This is a genomic window from Muricauda sp. SCSIO 64092 (genome assembly GCF_023016285.1).
Taxonomy (GTDB): Bacteria; Bacteroidota; Bacteroidia; order Flavobacteriales; family Flavobacteriaceae; genus Croceivirga.
The window spans coordinates 1,812,431-1,825,447 of the sequence record NZ_CP095413.1 but is presented as its reverse complement, the minus strand read 5'-3'; the positions used below and the strand labels follow the sequence as shown (position 1 = coordinate 1,825,447).

Below are 13,017 nucleotides of genomic sequence, written 5' to 3'. Positions count from 1 at the left end.
TTTTTTAAAATTGCTGGGACATGTGTTTTGCAGATTAATGCAAATACACATTAAAACTGGTACGAATGGATCAAATGTCTTTTAGCCCATATTTATCCAAGAAAATATCGAGCTCCTTAAGGGAAGGGTTTTTTAGAAAATCGGTACCGTAGGTCACCGTTGGGAATTTTAAATCCCCATTGTAGCGTTTACGAACGCTTTGTTCCGCCTCGGCATCGGTCTCCACGTTGTAGTCGTCAAATGTAACCCAAATCGATTGCAGGTAATTGCGCAAATTGGCAGATTTGGGACACCAGTCCGCGCCGTATAGTTTTAGTGTATCCTTAGCCATGGGTCCTTATTTTGAGGAGTTTGATAAACCTGGGGTGGATATGTTCGGCCTGGGTCACGATTATGGGCGTTACGGACATCAACAAAATGGATACGGCCAAAAAGATTTGATAGTTGTTCTGGCTGATCAGTTCGTATTTCAATCCGCTTTGCGCCAATACAAAAGAGAACTCCCCAATCTGCGCAATGGAAAAGCCAACGGCCAGGGCGGTCTTCCATTCCAGTTTCATCACTTTTACAGCTAAAATGCCCGCAATGGCCTTAACGGTCAATGCAAAGAAGAACCAGAAAACGATCCATCCCCCATCCGTAGTGAAAATGCGATAATCCAACAACATGCCCATTGAAATAAAGAAAAAGCTCATGAAAACGTACCGGAAGGGTAAAAAGCAAGAAATGGCCATACGGTTGTAATCCGTCTCAGCAATGATAAGTCCGGCAATAAAGGCACCCAATGCCAGTGACAGCCCCAATTTCTCGGTCAACAGGGCAATGCCGGTCACAATGAATACCAGGGCAATCAAAAAAACTTCCTGACTTTGTATTTTCATGACCGTCTTCAGGAAATAAGGAATAATAAATCGTGCCAATAAATAGGCTATTCCACCCATCAGTATCAATTTGCCCAATAACCATAGCAAAGCCTCAAAGGCACTGCTTTCCCCCGCACCTGCCAAAATGGGTGTAAATAGCATAAGGGGGACGATCATGATGTCCTGGAACAATAAGACCGCCAAAATGAACTTGCCATGGGGCGTGTTGATTTTGTTGCTATCCTGTAACACCTTGACCACGATGGCCGTACTGCTCAGGGCATAGAGGAAGCCCCAAAACAGGCTTTCCTCCAAAGAGGGGCGCATTAACAACCAAATGAGCGCTGCGGTAAGGAATATGGTAAAAAACACCTGTGAGGCCCCGCCCACGAGCACGTAGTTTTTTATGCGCTTCAAATTGCTGAACGAAAATTCCAGTCCAACGGTGAACAGCAAGAGGATGATGCCTATTTCGGCATACACTTCCACCTCCTCCATATCTGCAAAATAAGAGGTAGTGTTTGGACTTAACAGGACACCGGTAATGAGATAACCGATGATGTATCGGATTTTCAAAAATTTACAAATGATAATAACTGCTGTAGCAACTCCGAAAATAGCGAAGAGGTTAAGGAGTACATGATGCTGCATAGCTTGGTTTTAGTGCAAGGTGAAATTACGAATATTAAGCGATTTCTTAAGGGAGAATCCATGCGGTATCTGCCAAAATACAATAGGTGGTTTTTCCCTACAAGTTCCCTATCTTTCAGTTATGAAAAAACTTGCTTTTTCACATAAAAGGAATCCTGTATGATTGAGGCGTTAAATGACTTTTCCAAACTCAATAATGTGCCCAAGGTGCAGTTGCAATGGTTAAGTAGGCATATGGAAATGGTGGATATTCCCAAAGGGGGGTTTCTTTTCCAAAAGGGTAGCCCAATAGACCATTTGATGCTCATTTTTGAAGGTGATTTTGAGTTGTACCTGGTAAACAATAACAATAGAAAGGCTTTTGGCCGCTTGCAAAAACATGATATTACGGGGATGCTCCCTTTTTCAAGGGCAAAGCAGGCCACTGGTTTTGCCGTTGCCAGAAAACCGGCAAGGGTGGGGAAGCTACATCGGGAAAAAATGCGGGAGTTGATCAGGGACCATTATGAGTTGACGGAAGTCCTGGTCCATGAAATGAACAACCGTATCCGAAACATCACCCAAATCGAGGTACAGAATGAGAAACTGATCGCTTTGGGAAAACTTTCTGCCGGTCTGGCGCATGAATTGAACAATCCCGCCTCGGCAATGGTCCGCAGTGCTTCCTTATTGGAACAGCACCTTATGGGATTGCCGGCCGATTTTAAACGGGTCATTAAAATAAAGACCGATGATGCAGCCATAGACGCCGTTAACAACTTTATGTATCAGAAGCTAACGGAAAAGCCCTCGGAACTTACATTGTTGGAGCAAAACACTTTGGAAGACGAGTTGTACGACTGGTTTTCAGAATGTAGTCTTGATGATAAATATGACTTGGTACCCCTATTGGTGGAATATCAGTTCAATATTGAAGACCTGCAATTTGTAAAGTCATTGCTCAGGGAAGAGGATTTCAATCCTGTCCTCAAATGGATTGTGCAGAACATGACCACGAATAAAACGGTAACTGATATTAAAGAGGCCTCATCTCGAATTGAAACACTCATACAGTCCGTAAAGACGTATTCCTACATGGACCAGAGCCTGGACTTTCAATGGTTGGACCTTCACCAGGGTATCCAAAGTACGTTGAACGTGCTTAATCATAAATTGCGCAAAGTAGGACATGAGGTGGTCACGGAATTTGATGAAGCCATGCCAAAAATCATGGGGCTACCAGGCGAATTGAATCAAGTATGGACAAATCTTATTGATAATGCCATAGATGCCTTGCCCCCAAAAGGAGGCCGATTGACCATACGCACAAAGGCAACTGAAAATTTTGCCTATACCTATGTACAGGATAATGGCCACGGCATTGCCCAGGAACACCTGAACCACATTTTTGAACCCTTTTATACGACCAAGGAAGTAGGTAAGGGGACAGGTCTTGGATTGGACGTAACCCAAAAAATAATAAAGCAACATAACGGTCAGGTAAAGGCCACTTCAAAACCTGGTGAGACCATTTTTGAGGTTTGCTTGCCCATTGACCCTAATCCAGAATAAGATTTCCGTGAAAAAACCCATTATACTAGCTGTGGACGATGATGCCCAAGTATTGGCCGCCATTCGAAGTGACCTTCGTTCACGTTACCGAAACGATTACCGAATCATGGCCACCACCTCTGCCAATGAGGCGCTGGAAGCCATTGTTTCCTTGAAGAACAAAGGTGAGGAAGCGGCGCTCTTCCTTTCTGATCAACGTATGCCGGAAATGCTGGGGGTCGATTTTTTGGAAAAGGCATTGGTCACTTTTCCACAGGCCAAACGTGTCCTGCTTACCGCATATTCCGATACTGATGCTGCCATCAAGGCCATAAATGATGTTCAGCTTGATTACTACTTGCTAAAACCCTGGAACCCACCTGAAGAAAAACTGTTTCCTGTAATTGATGATGTCCTCCAGGATTGGTTGGCGCATTACTCACCGCCATTTACAGGCCTGCGGATAGTGGGGTATCAATTTTCACCCAACACACATTATATCAAGGATTTTTTGGCGGGCAATATGTTTCCCTACCAATTCCTGAATATTGAAAATGATGCAACGGCCAAAGAATTAAGTGAAAGCAATTCTCTGGAAGACAAAGACTTGCCCGTAGTTTTCCTCGAGGACGGCAGCTTATTGAAAAATCCGAAGCTTACCACCATTGCTGAAAAATTGGGGCTCAATATCAAAGCCCAGGAAGAACTGTACGATGTCATCATCATAGGAGCGGGGCCAGCAGGATTGGCCGCGGCGGTTTATGGAGGAAGTGAAGGGCTTAAGACCCTTCTCATTGATAAAAAAGCCCCGGGAGGGCAAGCGGGAACAAGTTCACGCATCGAAAACTATTTGGGTTTTCCCAAAGGACTTAGTGGTTCTGATTTGGCCCGGCGCGCCATTACCCAAGCAACTCGTTTTGGCATTGAGTTCCTATCCCCTGTTGAGGTCAAGGCCATTGAGGTCAAGGATTCCTACAAAACCCTTACCTTGTCCAACAACGCCCAGGTGAAGAGCAAAACAGTGGTCATTGCCACGGGTGTTGATTATCGTAAACTTCCTAATAAGGGGATGGAAGAATTCACGGGTGCCGGAGTGTATTATGGCGCGGCTACTACGGAAGCGCATACCTGTAAGAACGGGGAAGTATACGTTGTAGGTGGTGGGAATAGTGCCGGTCAAGGTGCGATGTACCTATCCAAGTTTGCAAAAAAGGTATATATCGTAATTCGCCGTGATTCCCTGGTGTCCACCATGAGTTCGTATTTGATAGACCAAATCAATACTACGGCCAATATTGAGATCCTGCCCAATTCGGAAATTATTGAGGCCAAAGGCGATAGTCATTTAGAAGCTTTAGTGCTGCGCAATAATATAAGTGGCCAGGAAACGGACCACGAGGCAAGGGCCATCTTTATCTTTATTGGGGCAAAACCCTATACCGAGTGGACGGGTAATCTGTTCCTAAAGGATAAAAAGGGCTTTTTAGTCACTGGACGGGAGGTATTGGACCACGAAAACGGAAGCCTGGTATGGAAACAGGACAAAACACCTTATCTTTTGGAAACCAGTGTACCGGGTATTTTTGCCTCCGGTGATGTGCGCAGTGGGGCGATGAACCGTGTTGCCTCTGCCGTTGGCGAGGGTTCTATGTCCATCAGTTTGGTACACAAATATTTGAACGAGAACTAAGAGCCTGTTTGGGAATTTGTGATTGGAATTGTTATAGGTCATTTTTAGTGCGGAACGAGGCACGACATAGCGAAAGCTATGGGCGAGCCGGGGCGATGGAAAGGCATAGCCATAGTTAAGGACTAAAATTTTGGCTCTAAAGTTCACAGTTAGGTTGAAGGCTATTCAGGAGCACAATACAAAAAAATGGCCTTGGATATGGAAGAAATCCCAACGGTCTGTGCCATAAAGCGTTCGTGTACCAGTATCCGAATGTGAGGATATAGGATAAATTGTCCGTAAGGTTTTGTCCAATTCACCAAGAGGTATTCAAAGGGCTTTGAAAATGCCTTGGTGACAATATGATCACGTGTTTACCAAAATTAAAAAAGCACGGTTTAAAACCGTGCTTTTTATTCCTATGGATCCAATGGGTCCCTTAGGGACCCATTGGATTAAAGCTCCTTGATTTTTATATTTCGGAACCACACATCATCGCCGTGGTCCTGTAAACCAATATAACCCTCAGTGGCAACATCGGCCCAATTTTCATTTAATCCCGGGAATTTGCTTCCCGCTACCATTTCATTCCATTCTGGGGTCCACAAATGATATTCCACTACCTTTTCCCCATTCATTTTATGCCAAACAGAACCTTTGTAGACCATTATTTCCACTTGGTTCCACTCCCCAACGGGCTTTGCATTTTGAGGCTTGGCGGGAATAAGGTCATATAGGGATCCCGCTTGTCGGTTTCCATCCGCACCCATCTTTGCATCGGGGTGTTTGTCATTGTCCAAAACCTGCATTTCCGGAGCGGTTTTCCAGATATAATCAAGGTCATCGGATTCCTGTCCTAAGTAGAATATACCGGAATTACCACCTTCGGAAATTTTCCATTCCAATTTCAAGTGAAAATTTGAAAACATGGAACCTCCATAAATGATATCCCCTCTATCCTTTCCTCCGGCTTCGCCCCTGCCGGAACCGGGACAGTGTATCATACCATCTGCAATGACCCAGCCGTCAGGGAAAGTTTCCTTTCCGTAACTCCTCCAACCGGATGGGCCTTCCCCGTCAAATAGGAGTTTCCAACCTTCTGCCTTTTCTTCATCGGTAAGGGCATTGGGTACCATTGCCGTCTCGGTTTTTTCCATTGCCGGTTCTTCCTGTGCTGCTTGTTTTTCTTCTTTTTTGGAAGAATTACAGGAAAATAACAGTCCTGCGAGCACCACTACAATTATTTGTGATTTTTTCATTGACTTTGTTTTGTTTGTTATTAATAGCTCCAACCTTCCCTATAGGTCTTTTTGATATAGCTCTCAGCCGCTTCTTTTGCATTTAAATTGGCGTATTGCGTATCAAATTTTGGATCACCATCAATTACGGTAAAACTATCCGTGGTTACCACTCGAATTTCATCCGTATCGCTGATGTTCGTGATCTTCATATTTTCGGCATCCCATTCCAATCTTCTACGTAAATCTTGTAAACGTACAGCAAGATTTCCAGCAACGACCGTTTCGTTCAATGGTCCTGCATATTCAAAATTGGAACTACACTCCACGCGGTTTTCCTTACTTTCCTTACACGCACGGACCCAATCCATTTCATGGCCGCCTTCCATGGCATTCGGAATTCTTCGCAATTCATTGGTGACCCGAGGTGGATTGTCCTCTCTACCTATGATAAATGGATCCCTCGCATAGGTTCCGCATATAAGGGTTCCTTTGGAGCCATAAAAAATTGCACCACCTCCCCAGTCTCCCAGGAATACGCCAGGTTTTAGTCCTTCAGGACGTTTTGGGGTCAGACCGCCATCATACCAAGTAAACTGTACGGCCGGCATTTTTACCTTTCCTTTCTTTGGCCGCTCGCCAAAATAATAGGTTACTTTTTCCGATATGGGTGCACTTTCCGTGTTCACCTGGGAAGAAGAGGCCTCAAAAGCATATGGGAATCCTAAATTCAACGCTTTATAGACTGGATCCATGATATGGCATGCCATATCTCCCAACGCCCCGGTTCCAAAATCCCACCAGGCCCTCCAGTTCCATGGGGTATAGGATGGGTGGTAAGGACGCCATTCGGCTGGTCCAATGAACAGGTCCCAGTCCAGGGTGGGAGGCAGGGAAGGTGTTTCCAACGGTCTTTCCAACCCTTGTGGCCATATGGGACGATTTGTCCAGGCATCCACTTTGGTTATTGTTCCAATTTCGCCATTCCAAATCCATTCACATACTTTTCGCATATCATCACTGGAGTTCCCCTGATTCCCCATTTGGGTGGCAACTCCGGTCTCTTGGGCAAGTTCTCGGAGTTTTCGGGATTCATATACGGAATGTGTCAAGGGCTTTTGGAGATAAACGTGTTTGCCCATCCGCATGGAATCCGCTGCGGAAACGTAGTGGGTATGGTCTGGGGTAGCGATCACCACCGCATCTACATCCTTACCCATTTCATCCAGCATTTTTCGATAATCCTTGTACTTTTTTGCATCGGGATAGTCATCGAAACAGCGTTTGGCATATTTCCAATCCACATCTACCAGGGCCACAATATTCTGGGTGTTCATATTTCTCAGGTTTGCGCGGCCCATTCCGCCTACACCGATACCGGCGATATTCAGTTTATCGCTTGGGGCGGTATGGCCCATTCCTGAAATGACATGGCTTGGTACTATGGAAATGCCTGCCAAGGCTACCCCCGACTTTTTTAAAAAGTCCCTTCTCTCATTTTTTGCTTTCTTATGTGTCATACATTTTTATTTTGCAATTTGCTTAATTGGTTCCGATTTGTCCCAAAAATACAGAACTTTTTGATGTTTTATCAATGCTGGCCATTGTTATGTGTGATATTCTTAAAAACGAAATACCGACTATCCCCGAAAGGTCGATGCGAAAACCATTTTTTCCAAAGCGTAAGGCTTAAAAATAATCTCTTCCATAAAAGCGACTTCACCGCTTGGCCCTATCGAGGGAACGACAAGTTGGTCCCACTTTCGTAATAAAAAAGCGTTAAGATACCATTTCCCGTTATGAATTCAAATAGTCCAAGTGTTTGAAAAAATGAAAGGAAAATGGGCTTCAGATTTTTTTGAGTGCAGGAGGATGCTTCCATTGCTTTTGGAAGCGCTGACTATCCTATGGACCAAAGGGCCATTATCCCAGTACACTGCCCAACTTGAACATGGGCAGGTACATGGCAATAAGAATGACGCCCACAAAAATCCCGACCACCAGTATGATCATTGGTTCCAATAGGGTTGAAAGTAATTTTGACCGTTGTTGGACTTCGATACTGTATTGGGAGTTTAATCGCTCAAAGATATATTCGGTTTGGTTGGTCTCCTCTGCCACTTTGACCAGGGAAACCATCTTGGAATCGAACAAGGTGTTGTCCTTAAGGCTTTGGGATAGGCTCCTTCCCTGGAGTATCTTTTGGTTCACCTCCACCAGGGCATCCTTTAAAGGAATAAAATCTATCATTTTTCCGGCCAGCTCAATACTGTTGAGCATAGGCAATCGGGAAGCGGTCAATAGGCTCAATGCCCGGGTAAATTGGGCGAGATAGACCGCCTTAATAAAAGTACCCACATAAGGAATCCTTAATAGCATACGATCGCGAAGCCTTTTAACGGATACATTGTTCCGCAGTAGTCGCCTTGAAAAAATGATGGCTACAACCACCAATAAAAACCACGATCCATACGACTGTAGAAAATCAGAGGCCGAGACCACCACTTTAGTGATCCAGGGCAATTCCACATTGTTTTGCTTAAAGATGTCCTGAAACATGGGTACAACCAAACGAAGCATAAAAAGAACGACCAATATCGCCGTGACCAGAATGATGATTGGATAGGTCAGGGCATTGATCAGGTTTCTGCGCTGTTCATTTTTTTTGGCAAAAAAATTGCCCAGTTCGTCAGTTATCTCCGCCAATGTTCCCGATTCCTCCCCTATTTTGATGGAATGGTATTCGTATTCCGTAAATTCCTTTTTTTGGCGAATGGATTCTGAAAAACTTTGACCGGATATCAAGTGTTCCGTCAACCCTCCAAAAAAATCTGTCAGTTTTTCCTTTTTTTGGCCTTCTTGAATCAGCTCCAGGGCTTCCTTTAGCGTAATTCCCGCTTTTAACAGCACACTGAGTTCCGTGTAGAAATCCTCTTTTTTCTTATTGGAAAAAAGTGATCCAAACCAATGGATTTCCTTTTTCCAGATATCCACATTAGGCTTGTCTTTTGCCTTTCCCTCAACGGTTCCTGTCGCTATGTTGTCCAGTTTAAATCCCATTCAATCCATAAATGATTCGGAGGCATTGATCTTATAGACCAGTAACGGCTGTCTTATGCTGTCGTTAAATTGCAGTTCCAAAGCATCCACTTCACCGGATATTACGGGCCTACCCATGAAATAGTATTTTTTGTGCCCAATTGCTACCCTAAAGGTATCACTGCCCCGTATTATGTAATCCTTATAAAACAAGTATTGGATTTGCCCCCCTGAGCCATCACAGATCAGTCCATCCCCATTTTCGGCGGCGTATATTCTGGAAAACGTTCTTACGTCCTTCCAAAGCGCTTGTTTCAACAAACGCACTTCCGTAGTGGCCCCATACTCCTTCCGAATGCCCGCCATTTGTTTTTCTACCAGATTCAATACTGAAAAGGCCAAGCCCACTACAATAACGGTGAGTAAAAGGACCACCATCATCTCACTTAAGGTAAACGCCTTTATTTTTTGGTTAAAACGGATCATGCGCAACTAGAATGGATTCGAGGTTTTTTTTGGATGTTTTATGTGTCGCTTCCAGTCGGACCACGGGAACATTAACGTCCTTTTCAAGGACGGCCCTTATGCTCCAGTCGTTCCAATCCTCCTGATAGGGCAATTGCAGCAATCCATGGGTATACTGATATTCCAAGCGATGCAATCGTTCCGAGATATTACCTGTATTCGCGGTTACCTGAGCGGCCATCAGTGAATTCATGATCAGGCTGGCCACCATAAAGATGATGACGATCAGGATGGTGGCCACCATGGTCTCCATAAGTGTGGATGCCCGTATTTTTTTTAATAGAGCCATTTGGCCACCCCTCCTTTCCCTTGCTGTCCATAACCCAGCCCCACATATTGTAAGGGTAGGCCCCCAGCATCTATTTTACCCTGAAAGAGGTGGTTTTGGTATACACTGCCATTCTCCATGGCAACAAAACCGTCCGTGGTTACATTTCCATGGACACTGCCCTTTAACTCCAAATGCTTTTCGCAATAGACCTGTCCAATCACATTGGCCCCTGCATCAATCCTTACCTGGGGATGGTAGCGCTGCTTTTGCTCCCTAATGTCCTCCCAATACCCTATGATGCCTTTTAGGCTGCTATTGGCCTGTATTTGAATGTTGGGCACGGGAATGCCCTGATTTAGAGCGGTGCGGCTTTCCTTATGGAAGACCGCCAGTGCCGAGGGGTAATGCAACAAACAGTTTTTTCCCATCACAATGGTTTTGGAAGCTATGGCCTGAAAACTTCCCGTGACACCATCCTGGATCACAATTTCCGGGGCTACCAGAATTACATCGGTAAGTAGGGTAGTGGGGGAGACCACAATCCTATAATCCGCTTTAAGGACAACATTGCCCGTTATTTTTTTTCCTGCCAACTGCAATACCTCTCCCCAAACGACCAGGGGAGGTTCCAAAAAGGAATGGGCCAGTTCATTGGACTGCAAGCCATTCAGGCGTTTTGATCGTGCTGGGATAAAACCCGGTGATGCCCATTGTTCCAGACTGTTTTTTAGTTGTCCTGCTATTGGCGGGAGTGAACCATTGCTCCGTTTTTGTTTGCCCTGTACCGGGGTATTACCATAAAAGGATTGCCCTGCAATGTTACCGGGGCGTATACCTTGATCGGGCAAATACGCATCCCCTTTTATACGGGCATGCCCCACAATGATCATGGGACGTTGATTGTCCTTAAGGTAAAGTGCGGCATCATTTGTGGCCCTTTTCATGCCTACAAGCGCTATTTTGGTAAACCGCGTTTTCTGGAAGGAGGCGTCAACCCTATATAAATCAAACAAGCCCCAGCGATCCTGAACCACAGTGGTTTCAATGCCTTTTTGGGAGAGGTTCCTTAACCCTACTGATTCCCCATTGGGATTGTTCAAGGCCATTCCCAGGACCAAATCGGCCTGTTTGATGGTCTCAATATAGGTGTCCGACTTTTTTGAAAACTGAATGTGCATATGGCTCAACAGCACAAAGGTGAGCAGGAGTACCGCAATGACCGCTCCAATGAACAAGACAAACTGCAGGGAACCGCCCTTTATTTTGGTGAACCACTTCATTGTTGCAATTCAATCTTCTTGAGAATGCCCTTATAGCGTACCGTAATGGTCTTTTCCGAACCGTTGACCAGGCTTACTTCCTGTGCCTGTTTCCCTTTTTCCATCAAGGATTGCTGTCCATTTATGGTCACAAAGAAAATACGCTGTCCGTTATTGCTGTTCAACATGGAACCTGTATAGCGCACATCAATGTCAAAGCGTTCTTTCTTTGGCCCGTTTGGTTTGGCTTTCTTTTTAATCTTCGGATGATGTAGGGTGCCCAAAAAAGGATCTCTATAGTCTGCCTTAATGCTAAAGGTGTCCCTTTCAATTTTTTCCAAAGGTTTTAGTACTGTTTCCCTGAGCACCAATTGCTCGTTTGGCTCTGGGGAAATGGTGGAAAGTATACGATACCCTATGATTCCCCAGATGATAAGCACCAGGCCCAACAAGAGATATGTTTTTGTATTTGCGTTCAATAATTTAGTTTATGGTAAAACTGAACACCGTGCTGTCCTCACTTTCATTGCCGGCCAGGTCAAAAGCTTTAACAAACCAGTAAAAAGTGCCCGCGGCAAAATCAGCGGAAAAGGTCTTATTGGCACCAATATCCTTACCGACCAGATTTTGTAGGGCTTGATCGGAAAAGAAATAAATGCTATCGCGTTCTGCGGTCCCGGGAACGTCTTCCCTTGTCCAACGGAACGTCACTGTGGCCTCATCCTGTGTGGCTCCGTTTACCGGCGCCACCAATTGCGGGGTATTGGGTGGGTCCAGATCAACATTTTCATCCCCGTTCACCACAAAGGTCTGCAACGCAAAGGGGGTTTCAAAACCACTGTTCAGGGCCTTGATGCGCCATGCATAATTCCCGTTCAGCAAATCCTGTTGGATTTGGGTAGCGACCCTACCCAGGGTGTCCTCCACAAAAAGGGTGTCCAACAGTATCTGGGCCGTGTCCACAAAATCCGGTGTGGCCAGTTGAAAGCGGTAGGACGTGGCATCCGTGAGGCGGTCCCAGTTAAACTGTACGCTATTGTCCGTTACCGTGGTACTGTCCAAAGGGGCGAATACGGTAACACGTTGATTGGAGATGTCCACCTCTTCCAAAATATCCTCACAACCGGGCATTGCCATTAAGACCAATACTAATCCCAACTTTACTATCCGTAACTGCATATTCAAAATTTTACGTAGGATTGATTTGCTTTGACCTTGTCGGGCTTGGTATACGTTCCCTTGGGACATTTTTCCCCTTCGGGCGCGATATGCTCAATCTGGAGCCTGTGGTATTGGTCCTCCCCCCAACAAAAACTGGAATATCCATAATTGAATACCCGCAGATCAGATAGGTAATACGCTTGTTCCGTACCACCATCCACAATATTCAGTATAACGGTACCATAATCGTCCTTTCGTAGTTCAAAAGCTTCGGCTTGGTTGAAAAAGGTGATTTCCGTCTCGGAGAGGGCCAAATCGACCGATGTGACCATTTTTAAGTCCCCATCTTTTTCCAGATAGCTCCGGACCGTTCTGTTTTTTGTGGTATTGAGCAGTTCGGTAATTTCTATTTTGTCCAATAGTTGTAGCCGAATGTACTTGGGTTTGTACTGTAGGGAATCCATATAGGGAATGCTATTGATCTTACCCGCCCTGTGGGTGGCTTTGGCGTAGGCAAAGTAGCTTTCCCGGTTGAAGGGCATTTCCTGGGCCGTGACCCTAAGCTGGGTCCATTGGGGCAACCCTACTTGTTCCGTGGCACTGTACCAAAGATTGTCCTTTACCTTAACAATGGCACCCAGTTCCGGAAAGGACAATAACGCTTCCTGTTTTTTGGCCTGGTAAGAGGAACATGAAAAAGTGAATAGGGCTATACAACTGATTAGGAAGTAGGTAAACGTTGTTTTCAAGGGGATAGTATTTACTACTAAAAGTAAGAAATTTAACAGGAATTATCCCAACGGGGACGTAA

13 protein-coding genes are annotated in these 13,017 nt (G+C 45.1%); 2 read left to right on the top strand and 11 right to left on the bottom strand.

Features of this window, described 5'->3' with window-relative positions; all coding sequences use genetic code 11:
- Window positions 1–70 precede the first annotated feature (70 nt).
- Both L0P88_RS07475 and L0P88_RS07470 read right to left on the bottom strand, forming a co-directional pair.
- Window positions 71–331: a glutaredoxin family protein gene (locus tag L0P88_RS07475; protein WP_247133983.1), complete on the bottom strand. Its 261-nt coding sequence runs from the start codon at window positions 329–331 to the stop codon at window positions 71–73.
- The gene (locus tag L0P88_RS07470) at window positions 324–1,514 is read right to left on the bottom strand and encodes a cation:proton antiporter (protein WP_247133982.1); all 1,191 of its coding nucleotides are present in this window, start codon (window positions 1,512–1,514) and stop codon (window positions 324–326) included. The genes L0P88_RS07475 and L0P88_RS07470 overlap by 8 nt, the downstream gene beginning before the upstream one ends.
- A 159-nt stretch (window positions 1,515–1,673) precedes the next feature.
- Here L0P88_RS07470 and L0P88_RS07465 point away from each other — a divergent pair, with 159 nt between their 5' ends.
- Both L0P88_RS07465 and L0P88_RS07460 read left to right on the top strand, forming a co-directional pair.
- On the top strand, window positions 1,674–3,065 hold the full coding sequence (locus tag L0P88_RS07465; RefSeq protein WP_247133981.1) for a sensor histidine kinase: 1,392 nt from the start codon (window positions 1,674–1,676) through the stop codon (window positions 3,063–3,065).
- A gap of 7 nt (window positions 3,066–3,072) precedes the next feature.
- On the top strand, window positions 3,073–4,734 hold the full coding sequence (locus tag L0P88_RS07460; protein WP_247133980.1) for an FAD-dependent oxidoreductase: 1,662 nt from the start codon (window positions 3,073–3,075) through the stop codon (window positions 4,732–4,734).
- Between the two features lie 434 nt (window positions 4,735–5,168).
- Here the strand turns inward: L0P88_RS07460 and L0P88_RS07455 are convergent, their stop codons facing one another.
- The 9 genes from L0P88_RS07455 to L0P88_RS07415 form a co-directional block, all read right to left on the bottom strand.
- Complete coding sequence (locus L0P88_RS07455) at window positions 5,169–5,972, bottom strand: DUF1080 domain-containing protein (protein WP_247133979.1); 804 nt, start codon at window positions 5,970–5,972, stop codon at window positions 5,169–5,171.
- A 20-nt stretch (window positions 5,973–5,992) separates the two neighbouring features.
- Window positions 5,993–7,471, bottom strand: a complete 1,479-nt coding sequence (locus tag L0P88_RS07450; protein WP_247133978.1) for a Gfo/Idh/MocA family protein — start codon at window positions 7,469–7,471, stop codon at window positions 5,993–5,995.
- Between the two features lie 403 nt (window positions 7,472–7,874).
- Window positions 7,875–9,011: a type II secretion system F family protein gene (locus L0P88_RS07445; protein ID WP_247133977.1), complete on the bottom strand. Its 1,137-nt coding sequence runs from the start codon at window positions 9,009–9,011 to the stop codon at window positions 7,875–7,877.
- On the bottom strand, window positions 9,012–9,476 hold the full coding sequence (locus L0P88_RS07440; protein ID WP_247133976.1) for a prepilin-type N-terminal cleavage/methylation domain-containing protein: 465 nt from the start codon (window positions 9,474–9,476) through the stop codon (window positions 9,012–9,014).
- On the bottom strand, window positions 9,463–9,804 hold the full coding sequence (locus L0P88_RS07435; RefSeq protein WP_247133975.1) for a hypothetical protein: 342 nt from the start codon (window positions 9,802–9,804) through the stop codon (window positions 9,463–9,465). The genes L0P88_RS07440 and L0P88_RS07435 overlap by 14 nt, the downstream gene beginning before the upstream one ends.
- Window positions 9,792–11,066, bottom strand: coding sequence for a hypothetical protein (locus L0P88_RS07430; protein WP_247133974.1), 1,275 nt, complete (start codon window positions 11,064–11,066; stop codon window positions 9,792–9,794). The genes L0P88_RS07435 and L0P88_RS07430 overlap by 13 nt, the downstream gene beginning before the upstream one ends.
- Complete coding sequence (locus L0P88_RS07425) at window positions 11,063–11,524, bottom strand: hypothetical protein (protein ID WP_247133973.1); 462 nt, start codon at window positions 11,522–11,524, stop codon at window positions 11,063–11,065. Before L0P88_RS07425 ends, L0P88_RS07430 begins: the two co-directional genes overlap by 4 nt.
- Before the next feature lie 4 nt (window positions 11,525–11,528).
- Window positions 11,529–12,224, bottom strand: coding sequence for a hypothetical protein (locus tag L0P88_RS07420; protein WP_247133972.1), 696 nt, complete (start codon window positions 12,222–12,224; stop codon window positions 11,529–11,531).
- 2 nt (window positions 12,225–12,226) lie between these two features.
- Entirely contained in the window at window positions 12,227–12,955 is a 729-nt protein-coding gene (locus tag L0P88_RS07415) for a hypothetical protein (protein WP_247133971.1), read from the bottom strand.
- Window positions 12,956–13,017: the final 62 nt, after the last annotated feature.

Coding starts and splice junctions, on each gene's coding strand:
- L0P88_RS07475 (WP_247133983.1), bottom strand. CDS start 331: ATGGCTAAGGATACACTAAAACTATACGGCGCGGACTGGTGTCCCAAA.
- L0P88_RS07470 (WP_247133982.1), bottom strand. CDS start 1,514: ATGCAGCATCATGTACTCCTTAACCTCTTCGCTATTTTCGGAGTTGCT.
- L0P88_RS07465 (WP_247133981.1), top strand. CDS start 1,674: ATGATTGAGGCGTTAAATGACTTTTCCAAACTCAATAATGTGCCCAAG.
- L0P88_RS07455 (WP_247133979.1), bottom strand. CDS start 5,972: ATGAAAAAATCACAAATAATTGTAGTGGTGCTCGCAGGACTGTTATTT.
- L0P88_RS07450 (WP_247133978.1), bottom strand. CDS start 7,471: ATGACACATAAGAAAGCAAAAAATGAGAGAAGGGACTTTTTAAAAAAG.
- L0P88_RS07445 (WP_247133977.1), bottom strand. CDS start 9,011: ATGGGATTTAAACTGGACAACATAGCGACAGGAACCGTTGAGGGAAAG.
- L0P88_RS07440 (WP_247133976.1), bottom strand. CDS start 9,476: ATGATCCGTTTTAACCAAAAAATAAAGGCGTTTACCTTAAGTGAGATG.
- L0P88_RS07435 (WP_247133975.1), bottom strand. CDS start 9,804: ATGGCTCTATTAAAAAAAATACGGGCATCCACACTTATGGAGACCATG.
- L0P88_RS07430 (WP_247133974.1), bottom strand. CDS start 11,066: ATGAAGTGGTTCACCAAAATAAAGGGCGGTTCCCTGCAGTTTGTCTTG.
- L0P88_RS07420 (WP_247133972.1), bottom strand. CDS start 12,224: ATGCAGTTACGGATAGTAAAGTTGGGATTAGTATTGGTCTTAATGGCA.